Annotated in this window: 10 protein-coding genes; 9 read left to right on the top strand and 1 reads right to left on the bottom strand. The window is 65.1% G+C overall.

Going from position 1 to position 14,557, the window contains the following annotated elements:
- The first annotated feature begins 12 nt into the window (after positions 1-12).
- The 6 genes from CKO42_RS16130 (at position 13) to dauA (ending at position 7,331) form a co-directional block, all read left to right on the top strand.
- Positions 13-960 carry an ROK family protein gene (locus CKO42_RS16130; RefSeq protein WP_200246254.1) on the top strand — a complete coding sequence of 316 codons (948 nt, stop codon included), beginning with the start codon at positions 13-15 and terminating at the stop codon, positions 958-960.
- 95 nt (positions 961-1,055) lie between these two features.
- Positions 1,056-1,784, top strand: coding sequence for an NUDIX hydrolase (locus tag CKO42_RS16125; RefSeq protein WP_200246252.1), 729 nt, complete (start codon positions 1,056-1,058; stop codon positions 1,782-1,784).
- A 216-nt stretch (positions 1,785-2,000) separates the two neighbouring features.
- Complete coding sequence (gene nadA / locus CKO42_RS16120) at positions 2,001-3,071, top strand: quinolinate synthase NadA (protein WP_200246250.1); 1,071 nt, start codon at positions 2,001-2,003, stop codon at positions 3,069-3,071.
- Positions 3,072-3,191: 120 nt separating this feature from the next.
- The gene (gene bioA / locus CKO42_RS16115; RefSeq protein WP_242479439.1) at positions 3,192-4,658 is read left to right on the top strand and encodes an adenosylmethionine--8-amino-7-oxononanoate transaminase; all 1,467 of its coding nucleotides are present in this window, start codon (positions 3,192-3,194) and stop codon (positions 4,656-4,658) included.
- Positions 4,659-4,797: 139 nt separating this feature from the next.
- Positions 4,798-5,448, top strand: coding sequence for a LysE family translocator (locus tag CKO42_RS16105; protein WP_200246248.1), 651 nt, complete (start codon positions 4,798-4,800; stop codon positions 5,446-5,448).
- A gap of 149 nt (positions 5,449-5,597) precedes the next feature.
- On the top strand, positions 5,598-7,331 hold the full coding sequence (dauA, locus tag CKO42_RS16100) for a C4-dicarboxylic acid transporter DauA (protein WP_200246246.1): 1,734 nt from the start codon (positions 5,598-5,600) through the stop codon (positions 7,329-7,331).
- Between the two features lie 202 nt (positions 7,332-7,533).
- Here dauA and CKO42_RS16095 read toward each other — a convergent pair whose 3' ends face one another.
- On the bottom strand, positions 7,534-7,959 hold the full coding sequence (locus tag CKO42_RS16095) for an OsmC family protein (protein WP_200246244.1): 426 nt from the start codon (positions 7,957-7,959) through the stop codon (positions 7,534-7,536).
- A 371-nt stretch (positions 7,960-8,330) separates the two neighbouring features.
- Here CKO42_RS16095 and CKO42_RS16090 point away from each other — a divergent pair, with 371 nt between their 5' ends.
- From CKO42_RS16090 to CKO42_RS16080, 3 genes are all read left to right on the top strand, one after another.
- The gene (locus tag CKO42_RS16090; protein WP_200246241.1) at positions 8,331-10,148 is read left to right on the top strand and encodes a hypothetical protein; all 1,818 of its coding nucleotides are present in this window, start codon (positions 8,331-8,333) and stop codon (positions 10,146-10,148) included.
- Between the two features lie 5 nt (positions 10,149-10,153).
- The gene (locus CKO42_RS16085; RefSeq protein ID WP_200246340.1) at positions 10,154-13,954 is read left to right on the top strand and encodes a DEAD/DEAH box helicase; all 3,801 of its coding nucleotides are present in this window, start codon (positions 10,154-10,156) and stop codon (positions 13,952-13,954) included.
- A 212-nt stretch (positions 13,955-14,166) separates the two neighbouring features.
- Positions 14,167-14,448, top strand: coding sequence for a hypothetical protein (locus CKO42_RS16080; protein WP_200246238.1), 282 nt, complete (start codon positions 14,167-14,169; stop codon positions 14,446-14,448).
- Positions 14,449-14,557: the final 109 nt, after the last annotated feature.

The raw sequence follows: 14,557 nt of genomic DNA, 5'->3' as shown, positions 1-14,557 counted from the left end.
CAGCAGGCGGCGATGGGCAGGCCGGTCCATATCGGCGTCGATCTTGGCGGCACCAAGATCGAGGCCGCCGCATTGGACGCCGCGGGCCAACTGCTGCAGCGCAAACGTATCGCAACGCCCCGCAATGACTACCCAGGCACCCTTGCCGCCATCCATGGCCTGATCTCGGCACTCGAAGCCGAGTTCGGGGTCCGCGCCAGCATCGGCATCGGCACCCCAGGCGCGGTGTCGCCGTTCAGCGGACGCTTACGCAACGCCAACTCGGTATGGCTCAACGACCGCAGCCTGTGCAGCGATCTGGAGCACTGTCTGCGGCGTCCGGTGCGCATCGCCAACGACGCTGACTGCTTCACCCTCTCCGAGGCCACCGATGGCGCCGCCGCCGGCGCTCGCTCGGTGTTCGGCGTCATCATTGGCACCGGCACTGGTGGCGGTATCGTCATCAATGGGCAGTTACTCAGCGGACCCAACGCCATCGCCGGCGAATGGGGACACAACCCACTGCCTTGGCCGCACGATGATGAGCGCCCTGGCCCTCACTGCTACTGCGGCAAGCGCGGCTGTATCGAGACCTGGGTCTCTGGCCCGGCCCTCAGCGCGGACCTCCAGCGCCACAGCGGCCGCCGGCTCGACGGCAAGGCCATCGCCGCCGCCGCCGAGCAGGGCGACACCGAGGCCGAGGCCGCGCTGCAACGCTATGAGGATCGGCTTGCGCGCGCGCTGGCGTCGGTGGTCAACCTGCTCGACCCCGAGGTCATCGTGCTTGGCGGTGGCCTGTCGAATCTGCAGCGGCTCTACCAGCACCTGCCTGAGCGAATCCGCCCCTACATCTTCGGCGATGGCCTCGCCACCCGGATCATCCCGCCCCGCTTCGGCGATGCCAGTGGCGTGCGCGGCGCAGCCTGGCTGTGGCACGACCTCGGACCGCACATTGTCGGCAACAGGCCTTCAACAGGCTGATCTTGCATCCTGACAACCAAGCGCTGGCAACGACTTGAAAAGGTGTAACTCATACACTAAGTTAACAGAAGGGAAACAACCAACAGCCGTCAACGATGACCGACAAGCCCCACACCATCGCTGCCAGCGATGCCGATGCCGCCACCGACCCTGAGCAGCCTCACTGCTACCGCTACCCACATCCGGCGGTCACCACTGACGTCGTCCTGTTTACGATTCGCGACGATCGGCTACAACTGCTGCTTATCGAGCGCGGCAACGAGCCGTTCAAAGGCAGCTGGGCGCTACCTGGCGGCTTCGTTGATATCGATGAAGACCTCGAGACCTGCGCGGCCCGTGAGCTGGCGGAAGAAACCGGGGTTGAGAACCTGTACCTCGAGCAGCTCGGCACCTTCGGCAAGCCCGGACGCGATCCGCGCGAGCGGGTGATCAGCGTCGCCTATCTGGCGTTGGCACCCGAGTCTAGGCTCCAGGTACGCGCCGGCGACGATGCCGCAGCCGCCGCCTGGTTTCCGGTCAAGGCCTTGCCACCGCTTGCCTTCGACCACGACGAGATCATTGCCATGGCCCATCGCCGTCTGGTGGCCAAGCTCGACTACTCGACCATCGCCTTCCAGCTCCTGCCGGAGACCTTCACCCTCAGCGAACTGCAGCAGGTCTACGAAACCCTAGTTGATGCCGAGATCGACAAGCGCAACTTCCGCAAATGGGCGCAGGCGCTTGAGGTCATCGAAGACACTGGCGAATTCCGCCGCCTTGGCAGCCATCGTCCAGCACGGGTCTATCGCCTGCTCGACCGCGAGCGCATCGCGTTCCTCAAGTAGCCAGCCCTGATTACCTGATGCCCGATGCCCGATGCCCGATGCCCGATGCCGAGAGATGCACCAAGGACGACCGTTCTCAACAACCACCCGTCGGCGAGCCCTTGTAGCGGCGACCCGACAACGACCGAACAACGGCCATTGCGCCCAAGCCCTGATCGATCCTCAGCGACCAGCGATGATCGTGCAGGAACAGCCGCAGGCGCCCCGGAGACAAGTATGACCACTGCGACCCAGGAAGCCCCCATCCGCGACCGCATCCAAGTCCCTGCGCATCCGGCCTGGCCAGCGCTCAACGACGCCGCCAAGACCGAGCTCAAGGAGCGCATCAAGCGTCTGCTCGTCGAACAGCATGCGGTGCTGGTCGCGCATTACTACGTCGACGGCGATCTCCAAGCACTGGCTGAAGAGACCGGAGGTTATGTCGCCGACTCGCTGGAGATGGCCCGTTTCGGCGCCGAAAGCGATGCCCAGACGCTGGTCGTCTGCGGCGTGCGCTTCATGGGCGAGACGGCGAAGATCCTCAATCCCGAGAAGCGCGTGCTGATGCCGACGCTGGAAGCGACCTGCTCGCTCGATGAAGGCTGCCCGGCCGACGCCTTCAGCGCCTTCTGCGACGCTCATCCCGATCACAGCGTCGTGGTCTACGCCAACACCAGCGCCGAGGTCAAGGCACGCTCGGACTGGGTCGTCACCTCGAGCATCGCGCTACCGATCGTCAAGCACCTGCATGAGCGCGGCGAGAAGATCCTCTGGGCGCCCGATAAGCACCTCGGACGCTACGTGCAAAGACAGACCGGCGCTGAGATGCTGCTCTGGGACAGCGCCTGCGTGGTGCATGAGGAGTTCAAGGGCTTCGCGCTCGAGCGCCTGCGCCGCCTGCATCCGGACGCCGCGATCCTGGTGCATCCGGAATCACCCGATGAGATTGTCGACCAGGCCGATGTGGTCGGCTCCACCACCCAGCTGATCAAGGCCGTGTGCGAGCTGCCGAATCGCGAGTTCATCGTCGCCACCGACGAGGGCATCTTCTGGAAGATGCACCAGCTGGCACCCGACAAGAGGCTGATCGCCGCCCCCACTGCCGGCGAAGGAGCGACCTGTGAAAGCTGCGCGCACTGCCCCTGGATGGCGATGAACGCCCTGCAAAATCTCGAGCAGGTGCTACAACGCGGCGACCAAGAGATCCAGATCGACGAGGCCATCCGCCAGCGCGCCGTGATCCCGATCCAGCGTATGCTCGAGTTCGCGCGCGAGCATGGGATTGGCCAGACTCGCGGCATTCGCTGAGCCTCGGCAGACGACGCCCCAAGGCGATGTCTGACAAAGGGGATACCGCCTTGCGAGTCTTGGCGCCCCCCTTCCGCCATGACGACCCGAACGCGACAGGCTGAAAAGCCAGAGTCTTCGATGAGCACCAACGACGCTGCGTTATCCAACACCGAGATCGAGCGCCTGCTCGCAATCGATCGCGCCCACGCCTGGCACCCCTACACCTCGACCATCGACCGCGATCCGGTCTATCCGGTCCGAAGCGCGCAGGGCTGCACGTTGAAGCTGATGGATGGCCGCCGCCTCATCGACGGCATGGCCTCCTGGTGGTGCGTGATCCACGGCTACAACCATCCGATACTCAACCAGGCCGCGCGCGATCAGCTCGAGCAGATGGCGCATGTGATGTTCGGCGGACTCACCCACGCGCCGGCGGTCGGGCTGGTCGAGCGGCTGGTGCAGATGACACCTGAGCCACTGCAGCAGGTGTTCCTCTGCGATTCCGGCTCGGTCGCGGTCGAGGTGGCGATGAAGATGGCGCTGCAATATCAGCAGGCCATCGGTCAGCGCAAGCGCGTGCGCTTCCTCACGGTGCGCTCTGGCTACCACGGCGATACCTTCCATGCGATGTCGGTCTGCGATCCGGTCACCGGCATGCATCAGCTCTTTAACCAGGTGCTGCCACAACAGTTCTTCGCGCCAGCGCCAGCACCACGCTTCGGCGAGCCCTGCAGCGACGCAGACATCGATGAGTTTGAGCGCCTGATCGAGACCCATCGAAACGAGATCGCCGCGGTCATCCTCGAACCGATCGTTCAAGGCGCCGGCGGCATGCGCTTCTATGCAGCTGCGTATCTGCAGCGCGTGCGCACGCTCTGCGATGCGCATGGTGTGCTGCTGATCGCCGACGAGATCGCCACCGGCTTCGGCCGCACCGGCCGGCTGTTCGCCTGCGAGCACGCCGGTATTAGCCCAGACATCATGGCGCTCGGCAAGGCGCTCACCGGCGGCTACATGACCTCGGCCGCGACCCTGGCCACCGAGCAGGTTGCACATGCCATCTCCAGCGCCGAACCTGGCGCCTTCATGCATGGCCCCACCTTCATTGGCAATCCACTCGCTTGCGCGATTGCCAACGCCAGCCTAGATTTGCTGCTCGAGCCTGGCGCTAGCGTCAACATGCAGACTTCTAGCGCCAAGATTCAGACTGCCTCAACCCACGACCCGATCTCAACCTCGGCCAAGGGCACCAGCTCTGGCAAAGACGCAAGCATTGGCATTCAATCCAGCACTGGCGGTGACCCTGGTATCGGTGCTGGCAGCCAAGGCTGGCAGGCCAACATCGCGCGCATCGAGCATCTGCTCAATGCCGGCCTAAAGCCCTGCCGCGACCTGCCCGGGGTCGCCGATGTGCGCGTGCTCGGAGCCATCGGCGTGGTCGAGATGGAGCAACCGGTCGCGATGCGTGAGATCCAGCGCCGTTTCGTCGAGCGCGGCGTCTGGGTACGTCCATTTGGACGCCTGGTCTACTTGATGCCGCCCTTCATCATCAGCAACGAGGAGCTGCGGCAACTGACCGGGGCGGTTGTGGATGTGCTGGCCTAGCGAGACCGCCCTATTTCAACGACCAAGGGACAGGCTCCTGAGGATCATCAGAGACCGCATTCTCGCCTTCAAATTCAGCAATACGCTGACACGACAGCCTGTTGCTGACACCATTGAATACGTCTCTGGAAGCAAATGAATGGCCGTTGAAGCCTGGCTCTCACTCGCCCTGCTCTGTGTGCTTGGCGCCATGACGCCCGGCCCGAGCCTAGCGGTGGTCCTCGGCAGCACGCTGCACGGCGGGCGTGCTTCAGGACTCGCCGCTGCCCTTGCGCACGGGCTTGCGGTCGGTCTCTACGCCGTGCTCACGGTAGCCGGCCTAGCGGCGCTCTTGACCGCATCGCCAACGCTGTTCGCGCTGTTGCAGCTCGCCGCAGCTGGCTATCTGGTCTACCTTGCGCGGGGCGCAATCTGCCATCAGATCACTGTAACCTCAGACAATGGCAGCATCCGCAGCCATGAGGAACCTGGTATGGCCGCCCGCGATGGCTTCATGATCGCCTTCTTGAACCCAAAGCTCGCGGTGTTCATGCTCGCGCTGTTTGCGCCCTTCATCACTGCCGATCAGGGACTGGGCGCCAAGGCCATCCTGGTGCTGACCATCGGTGGCATCGACGCCCTCTGGTACTCCTCCGTGGTGCTAGTGATGGTACGCACCGGACTGCTGTCGGTGCTGGAGCGCAACCTGGTCTTCGTCGAGCGGGTGTATGCAGCGTTGCTACTCGCGCTAACGGTCTTTGTCGCCAGCCGTGCCGTCGGCGCCTTGGCCTCAGCCATGGGCGCGCTGTAGGCGAACCTGCGTTTTTTCGATGCACCGCCCTGGCTCATCGTCCAACTATGCTCGGAACGGGGTAAATTGGACGGTTTGATTGCACCCCCGCACGCTTAGGTACCCGTTCTTCGCTCGCCACGTGCAGCACCTGCCCGAGACCCACTGCCTTGCTCCACGCCCTGCGCTCCAGCTTCTCCACCCACCGCAGCCTGCGGGACCTTCGCGCCGACCTGCTGGCTGGCCTCACCGTCGGCATCGTCGCCCTGCCACTCTCCATGGCGCTCGCGATCGCCATCGGCGTACCGCCCCAGCATGGGCTTTACACGGCCATCATCGCCGGCGCGCTGATTGCGCTGACCGGCGGCTCCGCCGTCAACATCTCCGGGCCGACCGCGGCCTTCGTCGTCGTGCTGCTGCCCATCGTGCATACGCAGGGGCTCGGCGGCCTGCTCATCGCCGGCATGTTGGCCGGGCTGTTGCTCGTGGGCATGGGCTTAGGACGCCTAGGCACCCTGATCGAGATGGTGCCCTATCCGGTCACGGTTGGCTTCACCGCCGGCATCGCGGTGGTCATCGCGACCTTGCAGATCAAGGATCTGTTTGGGCTCGACCTAGGCACCCTGGACGGCCATTTCACCGACAAGCTGCTGGCAATCCTGGATGCGCTGCCGACGCTGCACTGGCAGGAGGCCTTGATCGGCGGCGTCACCTTGGCAGTGCTGATCCTCTGGCCACGCATCGACAAGCGCCTGCCCGCGCATCTCGTGGCCGTGGTGGTCGGTTCGCTGCTTGCCCTCGGTGCTGGGCTGCTGATCGACGGCTTCAGGGTCGAGACCATCGGCACCCGTTTCCATTACGCCATCGACGGCGTCGTCGGCAACGGTATTCCGCCGGTGCTGCCCAGCTTCGCTTGGCCTTGGCAACAGCCCGGTCCGAACGGACAGCCGATCGGCCTATCATTCGAGCTGATCCGCGGCCTGCTCGGTGCCGCACTGACCATCGCCGTGCTCGGCGCGCTGGAGTCGCTGCTGTGCGCGGTGGTGGCGGACGGCATGTCCGGACGTCGACACGACCCCAACGACGAGCTGATCGGCCAGGGCATCGGCAATCTGGTGGCGCCCCTGTTCGGCGGCATCCCCGCCACCGCGGCCATCGCCCGCACCGCGACCAACGTGCGCGCCGGCGGAACCTCGCCAGTGGCCGGAGTGGTGCACGCGCTGTTTCTGCTAGCGGCGGTGCTGCTGCTGGCCGACTGGCTCGCCTACGTGCCCATGGCCTCGATGGCCGCGCTGCTGCTGATCGTCGCCTGGAACATGAGCGACGCCCCGCACTTCGTGCGCACCCTGCGCATCGCACCCATGCCGGACCGGGCAACGCTGCTGGCCTGCTTCACGCTGACCGTGCTATTCGACATGGTCATCGCCGTCGGCGTCGGCATGGCGCTGGCGAGCATCCTGTTCATCCGCCGCAGCATCGCGCTCACCGGTGTCTCGGTGATCGACGGCAAACGGCCCGAGCATGCGCACCAGACCCCGCCACCGCCCGGCGTCCTGGTCTACGACATCAATGGCCCCTTGTTCTTCGGCTCGGCACAGCGCGCGCTGAAGAGTATCGTCGTGGTCAGCCCCGAGACCCGCGTCGTCGTGCTCGACATGGGTGATGTGACCATGCTCGACATGAGCGGCATCGTCGCGATGGAGTCCATCGTCAAGGATCTAGCCGAGCGCGGCATCGGCCTGGTCATCGTCAATCTCGCCCCACGGATGATCCTGAAGCTGCGCCGCGCCGGCGTGCGCCGACGGGCGGGCTCACTGGAACTCGCGCGCAGCCTCGAAGATGCGCTGGTCATCGCCGAGCGACTGGTCGCCGGGCATGACAAGAACGCACCAGTGGCGGACTGAACCTTGCGGCGACTTCGTCTGTGCAACGACCTCACCCCAGCGGAAATTTCCTGGGCGCCAGCGCGAATCTTTTTCAGTGACTGACCCACCTCTCCGGATAGACGCACGCCTTCCCCAATGCGCTTGCGATCATCATCGTTGGCCATTCCGGCTATTCCGGCTATTCCGGCCATTCCGGTCATCCGCACCGTCTCACCCAACTTCAGCCGACCTTAACGACTGGCTCCATGTCGACGGGGCAATTGAGGGAGCGGGCAATCAGGCAAAGATCATGCGCCTTCTTGAGGATGCGCTGCGCCTGCGACTCGTTGCCTGCCTCGATCGTCAGTTCCGGGCGAATCAGGATACGCTTGAAGCGGTAGCCGACCTTGCCCTCTTTGATCAGCTCGCCTTCCGAGCTGGACCGGTAGTCTTTGACCACCAGCTTCGACATCTCGGCGATCAGCAGGACGTAATTGGCCAGGCAGGTCTCGGCGGCGACCACCAACAGGTGCTCTGGGCTATAGCGCTCGGCATCATGGGGTGTGCCCACCGGGAGCAAGGATCGGCCCTCGATCCTGATGTCGCCGGCCGCGGACTCGCCGGTCCATTGATAGGCGGTGTGGTACTGCAGTGGGATCTCGCTCATGCTGATGTGCTACTGGATTCAGTTGGGGGTGTTGGACAAACCTGTCAGTCAGATGAAGCAGGCACTGATCGTCGGTGCGCGCCATCCTGTCTCTGACGCCGGCGGGTTTCTCGCCAGCGCCAGACTCGCTATGGTAGCTTTCGAGCCGACAGATTGCTGGATCGATTCTTTCAACGCGAGACCCAGCAGAGCCAGATCCTGCAGCAACTCGGCACCACATCGGCACCACATCGGCAGCACCGACGTCGCTGTGGAAGGCGAACCGATCCCTGGATTAGTCACGATACGTCTTGGGGAGCTGGCTGGAGAAGCCGATTTGAAGCCATCCGAAATCGCCTCCGCACAACCCCATCCTCGTCCTCGAAGAGCCCATGACACTGAAAGAAGCCCTCAGATCACTGACCGTGATCGAACTGAAGCAACGCTGCAGCCAGGTTCCGGACCTGCGGCCCGGGAACGTCAAGGACAGCTTGGTCAACGGCCTCGCTGGCTATCTGCTCTCCGATGCACTCGCCACGCTGGTCGCCGGGCTGACCGAGTTGGACCGCAACGCCATCGCTGAGACCCTTTACAACTGGAACGGCAGTTTCAGCGCAGTGGCCTTCAAAGCCAAATACGACGCACTGCCAGATCACTTCGCCTACGACCCTTACCTCTGGCTCGGCCGCTCGAAGACAAAACACCAGCCCAGCACACTCAGGCTGTTCTTCTTCGATCGATACATCCCGACCGACCTCGCAGCGCGTCTGGCGCAACTGGTTCCAGAGCCACCGCCCATGCAGGTTGTGACCCTAGACGATGAGCAGTTACCGGAGACGGTCACCATCAAGCGTTTCAGCGGTGACGAGCCCGAGCCGCTGCGACGCGCGGACACCGAGATGCTGGCCCATCAGGATCTATCCGCGGTGCTACGGCTGATCGCAGAGGGCAGCATCGGCGTGGGTGCCAAGACCGGCCTGCCCAGCGCCGCCGCGATCCGTCGCCTCGAGTCGGTGCTGCTCGGTGGCGACTGGTACGACGCCGACGACGATGAGGACACGCCACGCTGGGCCGGAGGGCCAATCCGTCCTATTCGCCCCTTCGCCTGGCCACTGCTGCTGCAGACCGGCGGCCTGGCGAAGATCGACGGCAGCAAGCTCGGCTTGACGGCCAAGGGCAAGAAGGCGCTATCGCAGCCCGTTCACGAGGTCGTTAAGCAGCTGTACGAGCGCTGGCAGCGCAAGGGCAGCCCGGATGAGCTGCGCCGCGTCGACCTGATCAAGGGGCAGACCAGCAAAGGCGTCAGACTCACAGCGCCGATGGACCGGCGCTTGGTCATCGAAGACGCCCTGCGCGCCAGCTGCCCGGTGGGCGAATGGCTCGCCGTGGATGACCTGTTCCGACAGATGAAGGCCGAGGGTCACCGCTTCGATGTCAGCGGAAACCCCTGGAAGCTCTATCTTTCAGATGCCAATTACGGCTCACTCGGCTATGACGGCGCTGCCAACTTCGAGATCCTCGAGGCGCGCTACACGCTGGCCTATCTGTTCGAGTACCTCGCCACGCTCGGCATGATCGATATCGCCTACTCACGACCCTACCGCGCTCGACCCGACTATTACGATCATTGGGGCGCCGACGACATCGATTTTCTGAGCCGCTACGACGGTCTGCGCTACCTGCGCCTCAACGCGCTCGGTGCCTACTGCCTGGACCTGACCGAGCACTACGTCGCGCAGCTCGCGGAGCGACCACCGTTGTTCCGGATGGACGCGGATCTGCAGCTCGAGCTGCTCCGGCCCATGGAGCCTGCAGAACAGCTACAGTTGGAGCAGATCGCGAAGTCGCTGTCGGCTGATCGATGGGTCCTGAACACGGATGTTATCTTCAGCCGCAGCGCCGATGCCGACGAGCGCGAGCGCATCCGAACCTTCCTCGAAACGTCGGTGGAGGGCGACCTGCCAGCCGAGGCGAGCAATCTGCTCGCTCGCATCGAGGAGCGCGCCACGGCGCTGACCGATGCCGGCCCAGCAAGGCTGATCCAATGCCGCGATGCCGCCCTGGCGGCGATGCTCAGCAGCGATCCGGCCACCGCCGCGCATTGCAGCCGCGCCGGAGAGCGGCAACTCTGCGTGCCGCAGAAGAAGCTCAACGCGTTCCGCAAGGGGCTGGCCAAGCTCGACTTCGTGCTGCCAGAGCTTGCACCTTGACCCCGATGGCTGCGCACCAGGACCAGAACCGGGATCAAGATCCTAACCAGGCCCAGTCCCAGGCCCAGGCCCAGCGGACTGACCTCATCGAGCGCGCCTTACAGGTCAATGCGGATGCCGATGCCGCGCTGGAGCTGCTGCGCCTGCCCGCCGCGCAGCTCGAGCCCCTGCTCGCCGAACGCACGCCCACCGAGGCCCTGACGCTGAAGGGCTGGCTGTGCGTCCTACGCGGTGATTACGCCGAGGCGATCAGCCAGTTCGACCAGGCCCACCAGGCAGAGCGCAAACGCACCCGCAAGCGCAACCTCTATCTGCCGGGCCTGCCCGGTGCGCTCTATCTGCTGGCGCTGCTGCAGCGCGGCGAGCCGGACGATCTCGCCAAGGTGCACCAGCAGGTGCGCACTTGCCTGCGCGCAAGTGTGACGGACAAGCTCGAAGCGGCCTTTCGCGTCATCGGCGAGCTGGCCCAGGTGCTGGCCGGTCAGAGCAAGCCCGTGGATTGCTATGCGCTCCAGCACGGCTTCGGCTATGGCGCCCATCGGCCGCTGGCCTTGCTGTTTCGCGCATTGGCGCTGCACTGGCTTGGCGAGCCAATCCATGCCGACATCCAGCGCGCGCTTGCAGGATACGCCGAGCAGTACGCTCAGCAGACCGCCAAGCAGGGGACTCAGTCGGACCGCCAGCCGGGTACACAGCTCGGTACCCAGCCGGGCACGCAACAGCGGAGCCAGCCAGGTGCTAAGCAAAGCCCCCAGCAGGGCGCCAAACAAAACACTGAGCAAGGCAGCGGACAAGGCAGCAGCGGACAAAACGCAGCGCCGGGTATCGCGCAGCTCGCCGAGCAAGGTTCCCGCTGGTTCCTGAGCGAGACCATCGCCCTGCTCAATGCGATCGGCTATCGGGACAGATTGCCAGCAGCCCCATCGACCCCGCCAGGTCTGGTCAACCTGACCAATCTCCTCAAACCCAAACCGCACTGGACGCTGGCGCTGGAAGCGCTGCAACGGCTCGCGCCCGATGCCGCCCCATCCAAGGACGACCCGTCCGCGCAAGATCTGCGCTTGGTCTGGCTGCTGGTCGTGCAAGGCAGCTATGCCAACCTAGAGCCGCGCGAGCAGAAGCGCACCAGGGGCGGCGGCTGGACACGGGGTCGCGCCGTCGCCCTGTCTCGCCTGGCCAACGAGCCCGAGCTGATGCCCCATCTCAGCGCCCGCGACCGGGCCATCTGCGCCTGCATCGTGCGTGAGCGGCAGCAGACGCCTTTCGGCAGCAGCGCGACGCAACAGAGCTGCAGCCTGAACCCGGATTGCGCCTTACTGGCCGCTGTCGGCCACCCGCTGGTGCTCGCCGACCCGACTGACGAGACGCCACTGGAGCTGATCCCTGCTCGCCCCACCCTGCGGGTCGTCAAGCAGGGCAAAGACCTGCTGGTTCGCATCGAGCCCTTCCCGCAAGGCAAGCGCGGCGTGCAACCTGTGCAAGAAAGTGCCTATCGCTTCCGGCTGGTCCAGTTCGACAGCAGCCACCAGCAGATCGGCGCCATCCTCGGCCCAGACGGACTGGTCGTGCCCAAGGCCTCGAAAAAGGAGCTACTGAAGACGCTGTCCTCGGTGGCGCCCTTGCTAACGGTCCACTCGGATATCGGCGGCGGGGACAGCAGCGCCGCTGAAGAGGTCCCGGCCGATGCGCGCCCACATCTGCACCTGACACCGACCGGCCAAGGCCTGGATCTTGGGCTGCAGCTGGAGCTGTTCGTGCACCCCTTCGGCGATGCCGGCCCGCAGCTGCACCCCGGCGAGGGCAGCGCCACCCTGCTGACCGATCTCAATGGCCGCGCCGTCAGCTGCACCCGCGATCTGCGCGCCGAGCGAGAGGCAGTACAACAACTCATAACAGCCTGCCCGGCACTAGCAGACGGCGCCTCGACGAACTGGCAGCTCGATGATCCCGAGGCCGCACTGACCGCGCTGGAGCAATTACAAGCCTTGGGCGATGCGGTGCTGCTGGACTGGCCCAAGGGCAAACGCATTAGCTTGAGCGCCGCCGTCCAGGTCGGCCAACTGCGCACCAGCGTCAATCAGAAACAAGACTGGCTCGAGCTCGGCGGCAGCCTGCATCTGGACGACGGCCGGGTGCTGGAACTGCGCGAGCTGCTCGCCCAAGCCGCAGAGGCCAGAGGCCGCTTCGTGCGCTTAGGTGAGCGGGAGATCCTGAGCCTGAGTGACGCCCTGCGGCGGCGTCTCGACGGGCTGCGTGGTCTGACCGACCGCGGCCGTTTCCATCCGCTGGCAGCACCGGCGATCGCCGAGCTGCTGGACGGCATGGAGATCGCCTCATCGCCGGCCTGGGAGCAGCTGCTCGCGCGCCTCAATGAGGTCCGCGAGCTGGAGCCGGTCATCCCCTCCACCCTGCAAGCCGAGCTGCGCGACTATCAGGCCGAGGGCTACCGCTGGCTCGCCCGGCTCGCGCACTGGGGCGCCGGCGCCTGTCTCGCCGACGACATGGGTCTCGGCAAGACCGTTCAGGCGCTGGCGCTGATCCTGTCGCGCGCGCCCGAGGGGCCAACCCTGGTGCTGGCACCGACCTCGGTCTGCGGCAACTGGCTGGTCGAGGCCACGCGCTTCGCGCCGACCCTACGCCCGCTGCGCTTCGGCGCCGGTGATCGCGCCGCGATGCTGGCGCAAGCCGGCCCCTTCGATCTGATCATTGCCAGCTACGGCCTGCTGCAGACCGAGGCCGAGCACCTGGCCGAGGTGCGCTGGCAGACCATCGTTGCCGACGAGGCCCAGGCCTTCAAGAACGCCCTCACCAAGCGTTCCAAGGCCATCATGCAGCTGCAGGGCGCGTTTCGGATCATCACCACCGGCACCCCGATCGAGAACCATCTCGGCGAGCTGTGGAACCTGTTTCGCTTCATCAATCCTGGTCTGCTCGGCTCGCTGGAGTCCTTCAACGCCCGCTTCGCCAACCCCATCGAGCAGCACCAAGACCAGGGCGCCCGACAACGCCTGCGCCAGTTGCTGCGCCCGTTCATCCTGCGCCGGCTGAAGAGCGAGGTCTTGAGCGAGCTGCCGCCGCGCACCGAGATCACGCTGAGCCTAGAGCTAAGCGACAGCGAGCAGGCGTTGTACGAGGCCGTGCGCCGCGAGTCCATCGCCCGCCTCGAAGACGCCGAGGCCAACGCCAACCCCGGCCAACAGCGCATGCAGCTGCTCGCCGAGATCATGCGCCTGCGCCGCACCTGCTGCCATCCGCGCCTCGCGCTGCCCGACAGCACAGTCCCCAGCAGCAAGCTCGACGCCTTCGCCGACATCGTCGACGAGCTGATCGAGAACCGCCACAAGGCGCTGGTGTTCAGCCAGTTCGTCGATCATCTCAAGCTCATCCGCGAGCATCTCGACCGCCGCGGCATCCGCTACCAATACCTCGACGGCAGCACCCCGGAGCCGAAGCGTCGCGCCGCGGTGACTGCCTTCCAGTCCGGCGACGGCGAGCTGTTCCTGATCAGCCTGCGCGCCGGCGGTGCCGGACTCAACCTCACCGCCGCCGACTACGTCATCCACATGGACCCCTGGTGGAACCCGGCTGTCGAGGACCAGGCCTCCGACCGCGCCCACCGCATTGGTCAGCAACGCCCGGTGACCATCTACCGGCTGGTCGCCAAGGGCACCATCGAGGAGCGTATCCTGCAGCTGCATGCCAATAAGCGCAGTCTGGCCGACGCGCTGCTGGAAGGAACCGATGACAGCAGCCGCTTGAGCTATGCCGAGATGCTGGCGTTGGTGCAGGAGAGCGGTGGCGAGTGACCATGGCAATCCGCTGTAGCGAACGCCTACCTCCTTCGATGCACTGGGCCGGGAGCAGGCACGAATGACCCTTAGAGCCTGGCTCTCCCTTGCCCTGCTCTGCGCGCTCGGTGCGCTCGGTGCGCAGCTCCTATCGCGCGATCAGCGCCGAGATCGAGCTCTGCGACGCCTGCTAAGCTAGGGCGCAGACCCACTCTCACCCGAGGCTCGCCATGGCCGCCACCGCAGAGCGCATTGCCGACACACCAGCATCAGCACCCATGCCGGCTCCCGCACATCGAGCCGCGCAGCCCGACGACCAAATCGTCCTGCTCGATCATGCCGACTGGAGCGACTACGAACGTCTGCTCGAGATCCGCGGCGAATCCGCGATTCCGAGGCTGACCTTCATCGACGGAGTACTGGAGCTGATGGCGCCCTCTTGGTATCACGAATCTGACAAGAAGACCCTCGCGCGACTGATCGAGACTTGGGCACTAGTGCAACCCTGTTAAATACCTGAGACCGTTCCCAGATAGTAACCTTGTCATTCTCATCATTCACATAGCGACTGACCGGAGGTTCTCACCGATGCCGCGCTGTACTGCAGCCCCAGTTGACGTC

Source organism: Lamprobacter modestohalophilus (assembly GCF_016583905.1).
Classification (GTDB): Bacteria; Pseudomonadota; Gammaproteobacteria; order Chromatiales; family Chromatiaceae; genus Lamprobacter; species Lamprobacter modestohalophilus.
The sequence above is the reverse complement of the archived record's forward strand: the minus strand, read 5'-3'. Positions and strand labels throughout refer to the sequence as shown.